A 17,872-nucleotide genomic window follows, 5' to 3' on the forward strand; every position below is an offset into this window, starting at 1 on the left:
GGGAAAGAGCTGGTGTTATGATCCCCGGAGTCGCCAGCCAGCGTGTGAGCTTCATGCCATCACAGATATTTCATCCCGACTTCAAGGCCCGCCCCTTCTGGTGGGAGGCCTATGCCCCCGAAGCGATCGCGCCGATCGAATTGCCCAAGGAAACCCGCGTCGCCATCATCGGCGCCGGCTATGCAGGGCTTTCCGCCGCTTTGGCGTTGAACGAGGCGGGTCTCGATTGTCTTATCCTGGATGCCAATGAGCCGGGCTTCGGCGCCTCGACGCGCAATGGCGGCATGGTCTCGGGCGGCGTCAATGTCGCCAAGCGCTATTTCGCCAAACCGCTCTCGGCGGAAGAATCGGTCCCCTATCTCAACGATGCCGCCGACGCCTTCGCCCATGTCGAGGACCTCATCGCGCGTGAGAACATCGCCTGCCACTGGACCAAGGCCGGTTATTTCCTCGGCGCCTGGTGCAACGCCCATTACCGCACCATGGAGAAGAAGGTTCAGGTCCTCAATGCCGACGCGCAGTCGGGCGCCTATGTCGTGCCCGCGGCGCGCCAGCGCGAGGAAATCGGCTCGGACTATTACCGGGGCGGCATGGTGGTCGAGCGCGCCGCCCATATCCACCCTGCCCTTTACTTCAAGGGCCTCTTCGATGTCATCCGCCGGCGGAACATTCCGGTGGCGGCCAAGACCCCCGTGACCAATCTGGTCCAGTCGGGATCGGGCTGGACCGTCGAGACGCCGCGGGGCGCGATCAAGGCCGGCGACGTCATCATCGCCACCAACGGCTATACCGGCAATATCACGCCGCAATTCAAGCGCCGGCTGGTGCCGATCGGCTCCTACATCATCGCCACCGAGGAATTGCCGCCCGAGATCGCCGCCTCACTTTCACCGAAGAACCGCTCCTTCGCCGACACCCGCCGCGTGCTCACTTATTACCGCATGTCGCCGGATAGGAAGCGCCTCATCTTCGGCGGCCGCGCCAAATTCGGTCAGACCGATCCGGTGGAAACGGCGCCCATACTCTATCGCTTCATGCTCGACCGCTATCCGCAGCTGAAAGGTACGCGCATCACCCATGCGTGGACCGGCAATGTCGCCTTCACGCTCGATGAGATGCCGCATATGGGCAAGCTCGACAATCTCCATTACGCGCTGGGCTGCAACGGCTCCGGTATCGCCATGCTGAGCTATCTGGGCTTCCAGACCGGACGCAAGATCGCCGGCCAAGTCAACCGCATCTGCGCCTTCGACCAGGATGAGTTCCCGACCCACCCGCTCTATCACGGCAACACCTGGTTCGTGCCCTGGATCGGGCGCTATTTCCGCACCCGCGACTGGATTGACCGCCGCCTCGATTGACGCAGCGGCATATCTGTGCAGGATGGCAACAGCCGGGCGATGAGCCCGGCCGGGGGCTCTTCGTGCATGCGGTTCCAGGTTGCCTGCAGGCTGATCATGCCCTGCATGACGCCCGGCGCGCGCAACGAACGCTGTCAGGGTGCTGGGGAGTGGGCAAAAAAGCTGAGTTGATTGACGTCACGCGCGGCCTTTTGCACGTGCCTGATCCGCGTGATGTGCCACCCGGGCACCAATTGCTGCCCGACTGCCTGCTCGTCTTCGTTCATGGTTTTGCCAGCGGACCGGAGGCCTGGAAGAACGAGCCGCGCCGCATTCTGAACGATCTCGCTGTCGAATGCGCCTATTTTCAGTACCGCTATCCGTCCAAATTCTGGGAAGCGGCGGATGTCGAAAGTGCGGCTGCCGACCTCAGATCATATCTCGACGGCAATCTCGGTAAGTTCGCGCATATCGTATTCTTCACCCACAGCACCGGCGCCCTGGTGGTTCAAGAACTGCTCCGCTCGTCTTTCACGCCAGCCCTCCCTATCGAGGAACCGGCGGGAAGAGTGCAACGTCTGGGCTCGCTGCTCAGCCGGACCCGAAGCGTCATCAATCTGGCCGGGGCGCATCACGGCGCACAGCCTTTCGCCCGCTCACTGAAATGGCTGTACAATATCGGCTGGGCGCCTGTTTCCTTCGTGCTGAAACGCATACCCGTCATTGGGAAGCGCTTCGGCGATTTCAAGCTGCGCAACCAGATCCAGCCAATTCAGGATAATGATTTTCTCCGGAAGCTGACGGAACAATATCGGATCGTGTTGGAGAACCAGGCAGCGCTCGGTGAACCGTGCCCGGTTAGCTTCGACTACACGGCAAGAATTGAAGGCGTCGTTCAGCAGGAGCAGGACAATCCGGCTCGCCGCCGTAACGTGCTGAGCATCGGCTACGCCTGGCATTTCCTCAGCTCCCTCCTCACCGTTGCGGGATCGACTTTGCCGGCCAGGGTCTTTCCGCAGACCATGCGGAACGCAATATCGCAGACCGGCGCCGCTTCGGCGCTCCGATGGGATTTGGCGTATGACTCGCTCCGCTTCATCGCACTGATCGACTCCGAGCAAGGCGTTGAAGGCCTCCTGACGGACGAGATGAACACCAAGTCATCCTCCAGAACGCAGAAGACATTGTTCGACGACATTCGGGCCACTCTCGCCGGCAACGAAGCCCGCATCCTGGTGCTCAGCGGACCCGGAGGAACCGGCAAATCGGTTCTGATGCGCCAGGCGGCTCGCGCGCTCGCCGTAGATTGGCTCTCGCATGAGAATGCCTCGGGCTTCCGCCTTCCCTTCACCATCAACATGAAACGCCTCGAAATCCCGAATGACGTCGTTCAACGCTATGTGAGCAACGGCCGGCAACCCAAGGATCTCTGGGATGCGATCAAGGAGGCCTGGAAACCCGTTGGGCACGCCCTCAGGGCTGATCGGCCTGTGGGGGAGATCCTGATCGACGCCAAGGGATCAAATCGACGGCCGGAAATCATTCTGAGCGACAGCGATCGGCCGCAAGTCACATCGGACTGGATGGACGAGTGCTGGCGCGGCGGCGACACCGTTCTCTTCCTGGACAGCGTCGACGAGTTCCTCAACAGCTATCGCTTCCTTGGCGCCGGCGACTTCATTGGCCTGCTGTACTATTTGAGCGGATCCGACAATGTGCACCGGAAGATCGTCTTTGCGATCCGCGAGGGTGAGCGCGAGGCGATAGGCCAGATCGCCCTGCCCTGTGCCTGGTTCCGGTTGGACCGCCTTTCCGACGACAGCACGCTTGATTTTCTCGAGCGTCATGCTCGCCCCGCCAACACCAATGGCACGAATGGCGCGGTCGATCATCGCAGGCAGCAGCTCAATGAAATATTCCGGGCTCTGCCGGCCGCCGCCCGCGAAACCATCGCAACCCCGCTTGTCTTCTACAAGCTCCCCAGTCTCCTGGATATCGAGGAGCCGAGTAAGCTCTCCACGGTTTCAGGTGTTCTGGAACTGGCCCTGCGCAAGACCATTGAGGACGAACCGTTGGGACGTCCGGTACTGCCGTCAGAACAACACACATCCTGGCAAATGGCGCGTCCCGACGAGCGTCTCGACATGCTTTCCGTGCTCGGCTGGATCTATGCTTGTGACGACGAAGGCCCCTATCGCGCCCGGCCACTCACCTGGCTGATCTCAATGCTGGCTGAGCAGAAAGCCGTCTGGGATGATCAAGACCCGCCCGAAGCGGCACAGCGCATTACGAAGGCCTTCAACAACCTTATGGCGGAAGGCGGGCTCCAGGCCTGCTTGCGCCGCTCCATCGCCCGCTTTCTGTCGCTTTGCATTCTCTCCGGCGTGTTCAAGCCGCTGACGGAGCGAACCTATCATCCATCCATCTTCCTGCGCATAGCCGACTATCTGAGCGTTCCGCCGCTTCCCGGATTCCCGACCAGCATCCGCAGATCGACAATAGACAAGATGCTGGCCTGGCTGTCGCGTGATCCACGCGACGGCCAGTTCGTCATCGGCAATTTTGCCGCCATCATGAGTCACGGAAACTTTGCCATCGATGCTGACGCCTTGGCGGCGATCATGAGCAATCTCGATAGAATTCCCGCATTGGCGAAACATGTCGTGCTGTCCGGCTTCGGCTATCGCGCACTGGCCGAAAACCCGCGCGACCCTACAGCCGGTATCCTGAAAACTCAGATCATCCCTGCGGCCGCCGAGCACATCTCCAGGGTAAATCCAGCCACCGCAAGCCTCGTCTGGTCGCTGATACGGGCGCTCGACCCGGCCGCGGTGGAAAAGCTCGGCAGCTGGCCAAATCCGGATAATGCGGATGCCGAAGCAATCTTCAGAATGGTCTGTCCGGGCTTTCCTGACAACGACGATCTCGCCCAGAGAATTTCCCTGCAGAATGGCTATGTACAAACCACCATGTCGATGCTCGAGGACGAACATCGAACCATTGCCTCCATGCATTATCTGCTGTTCGCAGTCATGACCCTGCATCGCAACGCCGCGGTCGCCGACACGATCACCGAGCTGAGCAAGATACTCATCGACATGAAAGACCTGTTCACGGCACGGCTGCAGGCATATGAGCGATGCCCCGAGATGCTCGAGCTTTATAAATTCGCTCAGACTGTCTTCCGCGAGAAGACCGGCCGGGGCTGAGGGCAGCTAGGGCCTGCCGAACACCGCGAAGGACGCCCATTGTCCGGGGTTGGGAAAACGCTCGCGTGTGGCAAGCGTCGCGAGCCGCAGCGCCTCGGCCGGCGCATGGTCGGTGATCAGGCGATAGAAATGCTCCATCAGGAAGCGTGTCGCGTCGTCGTCCACGCTCCACAGGCTCATGACCGTGTTGGCGGCGCCGGCCAGCTGAAAGGCGCGCGCCAGGCCGATGACGCCGGCATCGAGGGCCTGGCCGAGTCCGCTCTGGCAGGCGCTGAGCACGACCAGGGGTCGATTGTCGAATTCGAGCGACTGGATGTGGCGCGGTGACAGCCGCTCATCCGCCAGCGCCAGAAAGCTCTTGTCGAGAGGCGAGGTTTCATCCGCGATCCCATGTGCCGCGAGCACGATCAGATCGGCCGACGGCGCCAGTTCCTCGAAACGCGCGACGGTCGCCTTATCCCGCGTGAGCATCATGCCGCCGAACAGGTCATGCGCGAAGCGCGCTTCCGCCTCGGCTCCCGGCAGATCGGGGAAGTCCCACTCCGTGTCCCGGGTGGTCGGATTGCCCATGATCAGGACATTGGTCTTGGCGCGTAGTGGCGCCGGCTCGGGCTCCTGAATGTCTTCCATCAAGGTAAGGATGTTGATGGAGAAGCGCTCCGCCGCCACTTGGCCGTCGCCAAGCGGCTTGAGCATGAACAAGGGAATGGTGGCGATCGGTCCGACCGGAACAATGGAGAGATGATCCGTCTTGGCCAGCACGTCATGCAGCTCGGGCGGAAAGAGCAACGCCGACACATCGTCCGTCACGACGCCGACGTCACCCGGCGGCGTCTCCGCGGCGTCATAGGCCGTAGCTCCACGCTTGTGTGGCAGGCGGCCCGCCACGGCCATTGGCGCTTGCGCCAGCTCGCTCAACTGGCGTGCATCACGGATGAGCTTGTCGCGCGCGCTGGGCAGACGCACATAGATCGCGTGATCGGGCGCCGCCCACAGGAAGAGGCATAGATCTTTCTCGTCCCAGGCGAAGACGAGAAGCGCTGCGCGCTCCCGCCCTCCCACGAACCGCAAGGCGTCGGCGGCGAGATTGTCGAAAGGCCGGGGCCTCAGCGAAATTGAGCGCGCCCTGAGCAGGCTGCGTGTCGCCAGCTCATGGAATTGCTCGAATTGCCTGAGCGCCGCATCGCGGTCCTCCAGGCAAACCCTGGGCGCTTCAGCACGTGCAACGGGCAGAGAGCACAGGAGCGCCGCTCCCAGGCCCAGACAAAGGAGAATTATTCGGAGAACCACCGCCAGCACCCGAAAACATGTTCCGATACCGTGGTGCTAGCAGCAGGCGGCGCCTCGTTACAAGAGTGGCCGCCGGACGATCATCCGCAGCGCGCCTGGAGCGCCCATACGCCGCCCTTGAATTTCGGCGCGCCGACGAGGCGGCCGCGCTGGCCGTCCGGGCAGGCGAAGTAGCCGAGCGACGACGATGCGATGTTCACCGCGTCCTTCTGGGCATCCGACTTCATCGGCGAGGTCGTGCCCGAGACCTTCATGTCGAAGGCCTTCATCGCGTCGTTGTAGGTGTAGTTCAGCGCGTAATGCTTGCCGTTGTAGAAAATCGGCTCGGAGCGCGACTGGGTCTGGACGCTGCGGGCGCTGCCGGAATTGATGTCGATATTGCCCGGCTTGCTGGAGCAGGCCGCAAGCAGGACGGGCACACAGAGAAGGACAGGCGCAGTCAGTTTCATGGCGGTTCCGGATGTCGGGGAAGGCCTGCGCATATAGGGGTATTCGCCCTTTATGTACAGAAAGGAGGTTAAACAAATGCACCGGTACAATGTGCACTGGTGGTATGGTGGCCGTAACGGCAGACTGTGACATTTTTGCGAGGCCTCCTCGACCTCTCGGCGGGGTCGTGGCATAGAGCCCGCATCATGGCCCCGTTCGATATTTCCTCCCTTCTCGCCCGCCGCGCCTCCCAGTCCGACGAAGGCGCCATCGTCCGCATGTCGCAGCGCGCCCGCGAGCTTCGGGCCAAGGGCCAGGACATTGCGAGCCTCACCATCGGTGAGCCTGATTTCGACACCCCGGCCCATATCCAGGCCGCCGCGGCCGAAGCGATGCGCAAGGGCCTCACCCATTATTCGCCGGTCACCGGCATCCTCGAGCTGCGCCAGGCGCTGGCGAAGAAACTCAAAGACGAGAACGGGCTCGACTACGCCGCCAACGAGATCGTCATCGCCAATGGCGCCAAACAGGCCATCGCCAATGCCGTGCTCGCACTGGTCGAGCCTGGCGATGAAGTCATCCTGCTGTCGCCCTATTGGGTTTCCTATGAGATCACCGTGCGCCTGGCGGGCGGTGTGCCGATCATCCTCAAGGCCGACGTTGACGAGGATTTCAAGGCGCCGCCGGCCCGCATCGCCGCCGCCCTCACCGAGCGGACCAAGCTCCTGATCCTCAACTCGCCCAGCAATCCGACGGGCGCGGTCTGGAGCCGGCCGGAGCTCGAGGCGCTGGCCGAGGTGGTGAAGAGCCATCCGCGCCTGATGGTCCTCTCCGATGAGATCTACGAATATATCCTGTTCGACGGAAAAATGACGTCCTTCGCCAGCCTCCCCGGCATGCGCGAGCGTTCCATCACCGTCAACGGCTTCTCCAAGAGCTTCGCCATGACCGGCTGGCGGCTCGGCTATGCGGCGGGTCCCGCCCCGCTCGCGGTCGCCATGGCGCGACTGCAGAGCGGCATCACCGCCGGCGCCAATTCTTTTGTGCAGCATGCGGCACTGACCGCTTTGTCGGCGCCACGCGACGATGTCGAGAAGATGCGCGCCCGTTATGAGATACGCAGGGACATGGTGGTGAAGGCGCTGACCGCCATACCGGGCCTGCGCCTGGCGCCCATTCCCGCCACCTTCTATGCCTTCCCGGATGTCGGCGCCTTTCTCGGCCGCAAGGCCGGCAATCATGTCATGGACAGCGTCGACACGCTGTGTGACTGGCTGCTCGAAGAGCATGGCGTCGCCACCGTGCCGGGTTCGGCTTTCGGCGATCCCAGCTGCATCAGGCTGTCTTTCGCCACCGGCGAGGCCGAGCTCGAAAAGGCGCTCGCCCGTTTCGCTGAAGGCTTGAACCGGCTTAGCGCGTGATCAGGAAAAGTGGGCACCGGTTTTCCGTCCGATCACGCGCCAAATATTATGGTTTCCGATCACGTTTATCACTTTCGGTCAAGCCGACCTAAAGTGATCGTGATCTAAGGCGTGATCCGCTTCAGCACTTCTTCCATGACGGGATCGCGGCGCGCGACGTAATCACTGAAAGCGGGCTTTACCTCCACTTGCGGATCCAGTGAGCCGGGCGCGGCACCATAAATGTAGTTGGGCAGGAAGCAGTAAGTGATCTGCTCCAGCCGGCAGCCCTTCTCCCAATCGTGATAGCCGGTGGCATAACGCACGGCGATCTTCGAGTTGGGCAGCGTGGCGACACCGCCCTCGCCCCACATTTGTCCGCGATCCCCCATCGGCTCTCCGACTTGAACACCACGATCCCCGGAGAAAAATTTCAACCGGGACGCGATACTGATCGCGGCGGAAAAGGTGTTTTCGCCGGTCAATATGAATACCCGGCCATCAGCGGGCAGCGCTTCCGGCAGAGCGCGCGCGAAATCTGCTGCCAGCATGTAGTTTCCGCCGCGATTGAAGCGCAGATCGACCGCGACATTTCTGACGCCCGCGCGGCGGATTTCTCCCAGCATACGGTCCAGATACGCCCCGAGCGGTTCCGTCCCCTCGTCCCGCATCCGGTTGATCTGCAGATAGAGGAGTTTGCCGTCCGCCAAAGAGTCATTCCAGTAATTCCGGTCGAGCCGGGAGAGATATAGCGGCGCGGTGTCCGGCTGGCCGAGCACATGTGTCCAATCGGCATTGTCCTTATCCGGCGGAACGGGACTGAGATCCCGTACCGGCCAATAGGCACCCGCTTTCGTTTTTTCATAAGCGAGAGCGGTCAGCGTGCGCTCGATCTCGGAGCCATCCGCCAGGCGAAAGCGAAAGTCGGCGCGCTCTGGGCTGTCGCCGAGGCCGGCGGCGTGAAGAAGCTCCGGCGATACGATGAGTCTCGGCGCCTGGGCGCGCAGCAAGGTCGCCGGTCCGCCGATGAAGGGCCCGAGCGATGCGATCAATGCCTCGCTCTCCCGCCCGTTCACAGCGAGAATTTGTGCCCCCAGCAACTCCCGGTTCTCACCTGTGGTTTTCACGACGAACAGGCCGTCGGCAAAGACGCCGAGCCGCACCGGCACGGACTTGAACGTCGTGTCGTCCAGGAGCGTAATGACATTGGTATGGCCGTTATTGGCGACGGCCACGAGGCGCGCCACCTCCATTGTCAGCTGGGCCCGATCGAGACCGGCGGCACGCGCCTTGAGCGCTTCGAGCCCTTGCACGAAGGTGGAACGTGTTTCCGGCGTGAAGCTGCGGTCGATCTCGGGCAACTGGCGCAGATAGTCGAGATCCTGGCCGTTCCTCTCCGCGACTGAGGTCGCGGCCGGAAAGTCGGCTTCCGGATAAGAGCGCCAGACCGGGTATATGAGAAAGGCAACGGCCGCGAAAATGGTCACCAGCAACGCCAAGAGTGTCAGCGTTCCACGCAGCAACCAGCGGCGTAACGATGCCGGGCGACGGCGTTCGGCGATGCTGATCCCAGTCATTTACGCTTGCTCCATGGGGAAACGCCTTACGGCGTGATCCGCTTCAGCACTTCTTCCATCGCGGGATCGCGGCCCGTCAGGTAATCACGGAAAGTCAAGCCGGTCTCCACCTGAGGAGCGAGCGAGCCGGGGGCCACCGCATAAGCATAGTTGAACAGGAAGCAACGCCCGATATCGGCGAGGCCGCAGCCCTTCTCCCAGTCGTGATAGGCCGTGGCGTAGCGAAAACGGATCTTCGAATTGGGGAGCTCGGTGCGCCCCCCTTCTCCCCAGAACTGGCCGCGATCGCCAATCTGCCCGCCGATCTGAAGCCCGCGCGCGCCGGCAAAAAATTTGAGCCGCGCCAGCGTGACGATGCCGGCGGAATAGGTATTGCTCCCGCTCAGGATGAAGATGCGACCGTCGGCGGGAACGGTCTCGGCGAGGCGGCGGGTGAAATCGGCCGCCAGCAGGTAATTGCCGCCGCGGTTGAATCTGAGATCGACGACGACATTTTTGATGTTGTTGGCCTTGATGTCGCCGATCACGCGGTCGAGATAGGCCGCGAGCGGCTCCGGCCACGAATTCTTGACGCGGTTGAGCTGCAGATAGAGAAGGCTCTTGTCTGCCTTGATCTCATGCCAATAGGCCTGATCGGGGCGCGCGAGATAATCGGGCAATTGCATCCGTCCGCCCAGCACATGCGGCCAGGAGCCATCGTCACTGACGAGTGGTACCGGGCTCAGATCACGCACCGGCCAGTAGTTCTTTCGGGGCGGCGCCTCGGGCCGGCCGCCCTCCAGAATCTGCTCGGCCTCGGCCCCATCCGAAAACCGCAGGCGCAGGCGGCTCTCGGTCGGCTTGTCGCCGAGGCCTGCCGCATGCAACAGCTCGGGCGACGTGAGAAGCCGCGGCGCATGGTTGGAGAACATCGCGTCATTGCCGCCGATGAAATTCCGGAGCGCTGCTAGCACCTCGCCGATCGGCCGTCCATCGACGGCGACGAGCTGTCCGCCGAGCAGATCAGAGTGGTCCTGGCGCGCTTTGACCACGAACAGACCGTCGGTAAAGGTGCCGAGCCGAATCGGCAGGGACGTGAAGCTGCCGGTTCCGAAATAGATATGGGCATTGGTATGCGCATTGTCGGCGAGTGCGGTGAGCCGCGCCACCTCGACCGCGAGCCTGGCTCTGTCGAAATTTGCCGCCGCCGGCATCAGGGCATCGAGCCGGCTCAGAAACTCGGCCCGCGTCGCGGGCGTGAAGCTGGGGTCGAAATCGGCGAGCTTGCGCAGATAGTCGAGATCCTGCCGGTTCGCCTCTTCCTGCGAGGCGGGCGGCGGATAATGCGGTTCCGGATAGGGCCGCCACACCCGATACATCAGAAGGGCGGCCGCGATGACCGGAATAGCGAGCAACAAAACGCCGCCGGCGAGCCAATACCAGATCGGGCTCCTGCGGCGGCGCTCATTCATCCAGGCGGCATCCGGTTTTACTCCGCCGCCTCGGCGCGCGGCGAATGCCTGGCCTTGGCCGCTTCGACCTCGCGGTCATTGGCGGCGGCGTCGACCACGGGCGGATGCCCGCTCGAACGCGCGGTGACACCACCCGCAACAGCTTCCTTGGGACGCCGGTCGGCGGCGATATAGGTATAGACCACGGGTGTGATGAACAATGTGAACATCGTGCCGACCGTCATGCCGGCAGCGATGACGAGGCCGATATCGAAGCGGCTCTTGGCGCCGGCGCCGGCGGCGATGAGCAGCGGCACGACGCCGATCACCATGGCGGCCGTCGTCATCAGAATCGGCCGCAGACGCACCGCGGCGGCTTCCTTGATGGCCGCGAACTTGTCATAGCCCTGCTCTTCCTGAAGCTTGTTGGCGAATTCAACCATGAGAATGCCGTGCTTCGAGATGAGGCCGATCAGCGTCACGAGACCGATCTGAGTATAGATGTTGATCGTGCCGGAGCCGAGATTGATGCCGAGCTGCCCCTGTGTCGCGCCATTCACCTCGCCCATGATGAACAGGAAGAACAAGGCGCCGAACATCGAGGCCGGCAGGCCGATCAGGATGATGAACGGATCGCGGAAGCTCTCGAACTGGGCGGCGAGCACCAGATAGATGACGATCAGCGCGAACAGGAACGTATAGGCCAGCGTGTTGCCTTCAGTGACGAACTGACGGCTTTCACCCTGGAAGTCGTAGGTCATGTTCTGCGGGAAGAACTCCTGCGCCTTCTGCTGCAGGAAGGTCACCGCCTCGCCGACGGTGCGGCCGGGGAAAGGCGCGCCCTGGAAGGTCGCCGAGTTCAGCTGCTGGAAGGTCGCGAGGCTGTTGGGCTGCACCGTCTGGTCGAGCTTGATGAAGGTCGACAGCGGCACCATGTCGCCCGACGTGGTGCGCAGCTGATAATCGAGGAGGCGCGCCGCCGAGCCGCGGAAGGCGCGCGGCACCTGGGCGATCACTTCATAGGAACGACCCTGGATGTTGATGCGGTTGACGTTGTTGCCGCCGAGCAGCACCGCCAGCGTGGCGCCGACATCGCTCATCCGCACGCCCAGCTGGTTGGCCTTGTCCTTGTCGATGATGAGCTCGGCCTGCGGCGTCTCGAATCTGAGATCGGTATTGGTGAAGATGAACAGGCCGCTCTTCTTGGCTTCCGCCTCGATCTTGTCGAGCACTTCGGCGACCTTGGTGTAGTCGCCAGGCGACTTGATGACGAATTCGACCGGCATTTCGCCGGCGCCGATCGGAATGGCCGGCGGCGCCGTGGCGAAGGTCTTCACCCCTGGAATGCCGCCGAGCTTGCCCTGCAATTCGCCGAGGATCATCGTGTCGGAGCGCTCGCGCTGCTCCCACGGCTTGACGATCAGGCCGACGAACGAGGCATGCACCGACCCCATGCCGACGATGGTGAAGACGTTCTGGCGTTCCGGCACGTCCATGAAGATCTGCGTGACGCGGTCGGCATAGATCTGCAGGTAATCGAGATTGGTTTGCTCGGGCGCATTGACGAAGGAGAACACGACACCCTGGTCTTCGGCCGGCGCCAGCTCTTTGTTGATCGCCGTATAGAGGATGCCCGACAGGGCGACGATGAGCACGACCATCACCGCGAAGACCGGACGCTGCTTGAGCGCGCCGTCCAGGCGGCGTGAATAGAAACGCCGGAGGCCACCGAAGATGCTCTCGACAAGACGACCGAACCAGCCCTCCTGCTCATGCTGCTTGAAGATCTTCGAGCACATCATGGGCGACAGCGTCAGCGCGACGATACCGGACACGACGACGGCACCGGCCAGCGTGAAGGCGAATTCGCGGAACAAGGCGCCGGTGAGGCCGGCGGTGAAGCCGATCGGCGCATAGACCGCCGCCAGCGTCAGCGTCATGGTGACGACCGGACCGGCGATCTCGCGGGCACCCGCAAGGGCGCTCTGGAACGGCGTCATGCCGTCCTCGATATGGCGGTGGATGTTCTCCACCACCACGATGGCGTCGTCGACGACGAGACCGATGGCGAGCACGAAGGCGAGCAGCGTCAGGAGATTGATCGAATAGCCGAGCGCCAGGAGGAAAATCGCGACGCCGACCAGCGACAGCGGGATGGTGACGACGGGAACCAGCGTCGAACGCAGATTGCCGAGGAACAGGAAGATGACGACGATGACGATGAGCGTCGCCTCGAGGAGCGTCTTGCTCACTTCCCAGATCGACGCGTTGATGAATTCGGTCGCGTCATAGGCGATGCTCGCCTTGAGCTGCGGCGGCAGCTGCGCCTGCAGCTTGGGGAACTCGTCGCGCACCTGCGAGATCACCGACAGCGGATTGGCGTCGGGCGTCGTGGTGATGCCCAGGAACACCGCCTTGAGGCCATCGAAGGAAGAGGTCGAATCGAAGTTCTGCGGCCCCAGATCGACGGTGGCGATCTGGCCGAGACGGATGATGGTGCCGTCCTTCACCGCCACCACGAGCTGCAGGAACTGCTCCGGCGTCTCTAGCGATGTCTTGGCGTTGATGTTCTGCTGGGTGAAGTCACCCTTCACGCTGCCGGCGGCGGTGGTGAAGTTGTTCTGCGCCAGCGCGGTGTTGACGTCGAGCGGCGTGATGCCGAGCGCCGCCATCTTGTCCGGGTTGAGCCAGACGCGCATGGCGAAGGTCGAGCCGCCGAGGATCTCGGCCTCGGCAACACCGTTGATCGCCTGGATCTGCGGCCGGATCACGCGGTCGAGATAGTCGCTGATCTGCGCCGGCGCCATGCTCTCGGAGCTGAAGCCGATATACATGAGGGCGTAGGGCGTGCCCGTGGTGCGGGTCACCACCGGATCCTTCGATTCCTCCGGCAGCACGCTCTTGACTTCGTTCACCTTCGACAGAACGTCGGCCAGCGCCCGGTCGCCATCGGCGTTGAGCTTCAGCTTCATCGTGATGGTCGAGACGTTCTGCGCCGAGGTCGATTTCAGCGTATCGATACCCTCCGTCGAGGCCACCGCCTGCTGGATCGGGGTCGTGATGAAGCCCTTGATCTGGTCGGCATTGGCGCCGGGATAGGACGTCGTGATGGTGATGGTCGTGTCTTCGACCTTCGGGAACTGCCGCACCGGCAGATTCCAGACAGCATTGGCGCCGACCAGCAGGATGAGAAGGCTCACCACCGACGCCAGCACAGGGCGGCGTACGAAGATGTCGGTGAAACTCATGGGGTTCCCCCGTTATTGCGCGTTGCGGTCAACCGTCAGGTTGAGCGCGATCGAATTATCGATTCGAACTTTCGAACCCTGGTCGATCTTGTTCTGACCGGCGATCACGACTTGATCTCCGGGCTTGATGCCCTCGACCACATTCACTCTGCCGTCACGCACCAAACCCAGCTTGACGAAACGCCGCTCGGCCTCGAGATCGGGCTCCTTCGCATTGGGATCCGCATCCTTCGCCTTCACCACCGCGAAGACGCTGTCGCCATAGAGCGAATAAGTGACGGCCGACTGCGGGATGGTCACCACCGGGGCCGGCTCGCCGACGATCACTTTCACGTCGGAATACATGCCGGGCACCAGACGCCCCGCGGGATTCTGGAGCTTGCCGCGCACCGTGATCATGCGGCTCGCTTCCGAGACCCGGGCGTCGGTCGTGAAGACCTCGCCGTCGAATGTGTCGTTTGCATAGGCGCTGAACTTCGCCTTGACCTTCTGGCCGACCTTGATGCGGCCGAAATCATTCTCGGTCACGGTAAAGTCGACATAGATCGGATCGACGGTCTGTAGCCAGATCATGTTCTGGCCGGGCGCCACATATTTGCCGACCGCGACGTCGCGAAGGCCCAGGCGGCCATCCCATGGCGCATAGATCGACTTCTGGGCGATCAGGGCTTCGGTGCGCTCGATTTCGGCCTGCATGCGGTCGCGCAGCAGGCGCGCCGTGTCAAAGGTGGACTTCGAGGCGAAGCCCTTGTCGAGCAATTTCTGCTGGCGGTCGAGCTCGGTCTCGGCATTGCCGAATTGGACGCGGAAATTCTTGAGATCGGCCTCTTCCGTATCGGTATCGAGCTGGAAGAGCTTCTGGCCCTTTTTTACGAGGTCACCCGAATCGAAAAGAATTTCTCTGACGATGCCGCCGACCTGCGGCGCCACTTCGATGCCGTTGACTGCGGTGAGCGAGCCGATCGCCGAAACCTCGGGTTCCCACTGGTCCTGGCGCGCCTCTTCCGCCGAAATGGTCTCGACCGGTTTGGGCGCGCTCATGATGAAGCCGGCGATCATCTTCGGCTTGAAGTCGAAGGCGTAATACGCAATCGCCCCGGCCAGTCCGCCGAAGATAATAAGTACGAGGAAAAGATATATGATGCGGCGCAACATGGGGCGTCTAGATAAGCCGTTTGGACCTGAATGTAAATGATATAAACTTACGGAATAAACACTACTGACAAAAGCGACAAGGCTTTGCGGCCAAGTATTTCGTTACGAAATATTTCATTCCCTGAGAGGCGAATCTTAGACTTTTGGTCAGCCCTCTCAGGACAGCTTGTGTTTCCAAAATGATACCTTTAAGGATCGCTTTACCGGCCGTCCAGAAGCCGGGTAATCAAAAGAGAAAAGACATGGGTGAGAAACGGCAACAGGGGGGCTCATGGAATATTTCCTCGAGCAGCTCATAAACGGCATTACACTGGGGTCGATCTACGGCCTCATCGCCATCGGCTATACGATGGTCTATGGCATCATCGGCATGATCAATTTCGCTCATGGCGACATTTTCATGATCGGGGCCATGATCTCGCTGATCGCGATTCTGGCCCTCGGGCTGACCGCCTCGGCGAGCTTCGCCCTCCTTCTCCTGGCCCTCATCCTGGTGCTCGCCATCGCGATGATCCTGGCTTCGGCCTTCAACTGGACGGTCGAACGGGTCGCTTACCGGCCGCTCAGAGGGTCCTTCCGCCTGGCGCCCCTCATTTCGGCCATCGGCATGTCGATCGTCCTCCAGGAATTCGCCCGCATCGCCCAGGGCGGCCGGCCGAAGCCCATGCAGCCTTTGCTCTCCGGCGGCTTCGAGCTGATGCACCGCACCACCGAGGCTGGCGACTTCATCGTCCGCATTTCGACTATCCAGATCATCGTCATCGTCACCACGCTCGCCCTGATGGCGCTGTTCACCGCCCTCATCACCCGCACCTCGCTCGGCCGCGCCCAGCGCTCCTGCGAGCAGGACATGAAGATGGCCTCGCTCCTCGGGATCGACGTCAATAAGACGATTTCGATCACCTTCGTCATGGGCGCCTCTCTCGCCGCGGTGGCCGGCCTCATGTTCTTCCTGCGTTATGGCGTGATCGACTTCTATATTGGCTTCGTCGCCGGTGTTAAGGCCTTCACGGCGGCGGTCCTGGGCGGCATCGGCTCGATCCCCGGCGCCATGCTGGGCGGCCTCGTGATCGGTCTCATCGAGGTGTTCTGGTCGGCCTATTTCTCGGTTGAATACAAGGACGTAGCCGCTTTCGCGATGCTGGCCGTCGTCCTCATCTTCCTGCCGCAGGGCCTGCTCGGCAAACCGGAAGTGGAGAAAGTCTGACCATGGCGCTTGCCCCGCAACCAACACAGCAAGGCGGCGCAAGAACCGCCCAGACGCCAACCGTCCCGAAGGGCGACCAGAAACGCCTCCTGATCGATCTGCTCCTTACCGGCCTGATCGCGTCAGCGATTTTCGGCCCCATTGTCGGCATGAATGCCACGGCCCCTCAGGGCGGCCTCGTCCTGGAATATCGCTGGGCGGCCGTCCTCTGGCTCGTCGGCATTGTCGTCGTCGGCCGCCTTCTCCTCCATCTTCTTGTCTGGAACCGCCCCGACTGGGTGAAGCCCATCCATATCAAGCGCCTCGGCGCCGGTCTTGCCGGCCTCGGGCTGGTGTCGCTGCTTCTCGGCCTGTTCGTCGTCAAAGCCCCCTGGTTCGACGCCGCCGGCGTCTTCGGACTGATCGCCGGCGCGTGGTTCTACATTTCGAGCAGCAACGAGACGGCGGCGGAACGCGGGGCCCCCTCGCCACTCGCGAACGCCATCGAGCCCCTCGGTAAATATGTCGGCGTCGCCCTGCTGCTCATCGCCATTGCCCTGCCCTTCATCCCCGGCGTCGACCGGCGCATCGTCGATCTCGCCATCCTCATGCTGACCTATGTCATGCTGGGCTGGGGCCTCAACATCGTGGTCGGCCTCGCCGGCCTTCTCGATCTGGGTTATGTCGCCTTTTATGCGGTCGGCGCCTATGCCTATGCACTGCTCTCCACCATCTATTTCCCGCTGTGGTTCGGCGACGGCATCACGCCCTGGGCGTTCTGGCTGGTCCTCCCCCTGGCCGGCTTGTTCGCCGCCTGCTGGGGACTGATTCTCGGTTTCCCGGTGCTGCGCCTCAGGGGTGACTATCTGGCGATCGTGACGCTGGCTTTCGGCGAGATCATTCGCCTCATCCTGATCAACTGGTACGACTTCACCGGTGGACCGAACGGCATTTCCGACGTTCCGCGGCCGAGCTTCTTCGGCATCCCCTTCACCAATGACGAGAACGGCTTCGCCGCCACCTTCGGCCTCACCTATTCACCGCTCCAGCGCATCATCTTCCTCTATTACGTCATCTTGATGCTGGCGCTGATCACCAATTTCGTCACCATGCGGCTGCGCAAGCTGCCGATCGGGCGCGCCTGGGAAGCGTTGCGCGAGGATGAAATCGCTTGCCGCTCGCTCGGCATCAACACCACCAACACCAAGCTCACCGCTTTCGCCATCGGCGCCATGTTCGGCGGCTTCGCCGGCTCCTTCTTCGCCACACGGCAAGGCTTCGTGTCGCCGGAGAGCTTCGTCTTCATGGAATCGGCCATCATCCTCGCCATCGTCGTGCTCGGAGGCCTCGGCTCGCAGATCGGCGTCGTCGTCGCCGCCATCGTGGTGATCGGCGCCTTTGAGCTCTTCCGCGAGCTCAATTTCCTCAAGGCGATCATGTGGGAGGGCTTCGATCCCACCCAGTACCGCATGCTGGCGGTCGGCGTCGCCATGGTGCTGATCATGCGCTGGCGACCACGCGGACTCGTCACCAAACGAGACCCCTCCATTTATCTCAAGGAGAAAAAAGCGGTCTCCGCCGATCTCGTCGCGCAGGGACACGGCTGAC

The 17,872-nt window shown here is 62.2% G+C and carries 11 protein-coding genes; 5 read left to right on the forward strand and 6 right to left on the reverse strand.

Going from position 1 to position 17,872, the window contains the following annotated elements:
- The first annotated feature begins 53 nt into the window (after nt 1-53).
- Together JHL16_RS02385 and JHL16_RS02390 are read left to right on the forward strand one after the other, a co-directional pair.
- Complete coding sequence (locus tag JHL16_RS02385; protein WP_200183304.1) at nt 54-1,361, forward strand: NAD(P)/FAD-dependent oxidoreductase; 1,308 nt, start codon at nt 54-56, stop codon at nt 1,359-1,361.
- A gap of 149 nt (nt 1,362-1,510) precedes the next feature.
- Complete coding sequence (locus tag JHL16_RS02390; RefSeq protein ID WP_200183305.1) at nt 1,511-4,549, forward strand: esterase/lipase family protein; 3,039 nt, start codon at nt 1,511-1,513, stop codon at nt 4,547-4,549.
- A 6-nt stretch (nt 4,550-4,555) separates the two neighbouring features.
- Here JHL16_RS02390 and JHL16_RS02395 read toward each other — a convergent pair whose 3' ends face one another.
- Together JHL16_RS02395 and JHL16_RS02400 are read right to left on the reverse strand one after the other, a co-directional pair.
- Complete coding sequence (locus JHL16_RS02395) at nt 4,556-5,839, reverse strand: CHAT domain-containing protein (protein WP_200183306.1); 1,284 nt, start codon at nt 5,837-5,839, stop codon at nt 4,556-4,558.
- Between the two features lie 80 nt (nt 5,840-5,919).
- A complete protein-coding gene (locus JHL16_RS02400) occupies nt 5,920-6,288 on the reverse strand; it encodes a hypothetical protein (protein ID WP_200183307.1) in 369 nt (122 codons plus the stop codon).
- 186 nt (nt 6,289-6,474) lie between these two features.
- On the opposite strand from JHL16_RS02400, the gene JHL16_RS02405 reads away from it, so the two are divergent.
- Nucleotides 6,475-7,689 (forward strand): pyridoxal phosphate-dependent aminotransferase, encoded by a 1,215-nt coding sequence (locus JHL16_RS02405; RefSeq protein WP_200183308.1) that lies wholly within the window; start codon nt 6,475-6,477, stop codon nt 7,687-7,689.
- Between the two features lie 104 nt (nt 7,690-7,793).
- Here JHL16_RS02405 and JHL16_RS02410 read toward each other — a convergent pair whose 3' ends face one another.
- Genes JHL16_RS02410 through JHL16_RS02425 form a run of 4 tightly spaced genes read right to left on the reverse strand, consistent with a single transcriptional unit; the run spans nt 7,794 to nt 15,078 of the window.
- Nucleotides 7,794-9,245, reverse strand: a complete 1,452-nt coding sequence (locus JHL16_RS02410; RefSeq protein ID WP_200183309.1) for a S41 family peptidase — start codon at nt 9,243-9,245, stop codon at nt 7,794-7,796.
- Nucleotides 9,246-9,271: 26 nt separating this feature from the next.
- A complete protein-coding gene (locus JHL16_RS02415; protein ID WP_200183310.1) occupies nt 9,272-10,696 on the reverse strand; it encodes a S41 family peptidase in 1,425 nt (474 codons plus the stop codon).
- A 17-nt stretch (nt 10,697-10,713) separates the two neighbouring features.
- Nucleotides 10,714-13,923, reverse strand: a complete 3,210-nt coding sequence (locus tag JHL16_RS02420) for an efflux RND transporter permease subunit (RefSeq protein WP_200183311.1) — start codon at nt 13,921-13,923, stop codon at nt 10,714-10,716.
- A 12-nt stretch (nt 13,924-13,935) separates the two neighbouring features.
- Nucleotides 13,936-15,078: an efflux RND transporter periplasmic adaptor subunit gene (locus JHL16_RS02425; protein WP_200183312.1), complete on the reverse strand. Its 1,143-nt coding sequence runs from the start codon at nt 15,076-15,078 to the stop codon at nt 13,936-13,938.
- A gap of 271 nt (nt 15,079-15,349) precedes the next feature.
- Here JHL16_RS02425 and JHL16_RS02430 point away from each other — a divergent pair, with 271 nt between their 5' ends.
- Both JHL16_RS02430 and livM read left to right on the forward strand, forming a co-directional pair.
- Nucleotides 15,350-16,285, forward strand: coding sequence for an ABC transporter permease subunit (locus JHL16_RS02430; protein WP_200183313.1), 936 nt, complete (start codon nt 15,350-15,352; stop codon nt 16,283-16,285).
- Nucleotides 16,286-16,287: 2 nt separating this feature from the next.
- The gene (gene livM, locus JHL16_RS02440; RefSeq protein WP_246770741.1) at nt 16,288-17,871 is read left to right on the forward strand and encodes a high-affinity branched-chain amino acid ABC transporter permease LivM; all 1,584 of its coding nucleotides are present in this window, start codon (nt 16,288-16,290) and stop codon (nt 17,869-17,871) included.
- Nucleotide 17,872 lies beyond the last annotated feature (1 nt).

The organism is Taklimakanibacter albus (assembly GCF_016595235.1).
GTDB classification, from domain to species: domain Bacteria; phylum Pseudomonadota; class Alphaproteobacteria; order Rhizobiales; family Aestuariivirgaceae; genus Taklimakanibacter; species Taklimakanibacter albus.

Excerpts from the sequence above, each read along its gene's own strand:
- JHL16_RS02385 (WP_200183304.1), top strand. The coding sequence starts at position 54 with ATGCCATCACAGATATTTCATCCCGACTTCAAGGCCCGCCCCTTCTGG.
- JHL16_RS02425 (WP_200183312.1), bottom strand. The coding sequence starts at position 15,078 with ATGTTGCGCCGCATCATATATCTTTTCCTCGTACTTATTATCTTCGGC.
- livM (WP_246770741.1), top strand. The coding sequence starts at position 16,288 with ATGGCGCTTGCCCCGCAACCAACACAGCAAGGCGGCGCAAGAACCGCC.
- JHL16_RS02410 (WP_200183309.1), bottom strand. The coding sequence starts at position 9,245 with ATGACTGGGATCAGCATCGCCGAACGCCGTCGCCCGGCATCGTTACGC.
- JHL16_RS02415 (WP_200183310.1), bottom strand. The coding sequence starts at position 10,696 with ATGAATGAGCGCCGCCGCAGGAGCCCGATCTGGTATTGGCTCGCCGGC.
- JHL16_RS02430 (WP_200183313.1), top strand. The coding sequence starts at position 15,350 with ATGGAATATTTCCTCGAGCAGCTCATAAACGGCATTACACTGGGGTCG.
- JHL16_RS02400 (WP_200183307.1), bottom strand. The coding sequence starts at position 6,288 with ATGAAACTGACTGCGCCTGTCCTTCTCTGTGTGCCCGTCCTGCTTGCG.
- JHL16_RS02420 (WP_200183311.1), bottom strand. The coding sequence starts at position 13,923 with ATGAGTTTCACCGACATCTTCGTACGCCGCCCTGTGCTGGCGTCGGTG.
- JHL16_RS02405 (WP_200183308.1), top strand. The coding sequence starts at position 6,475 with ATGGCCCCGTTCGATATTTCCTCCCTTCTCGCCCGCCGCGCCTCCCAG.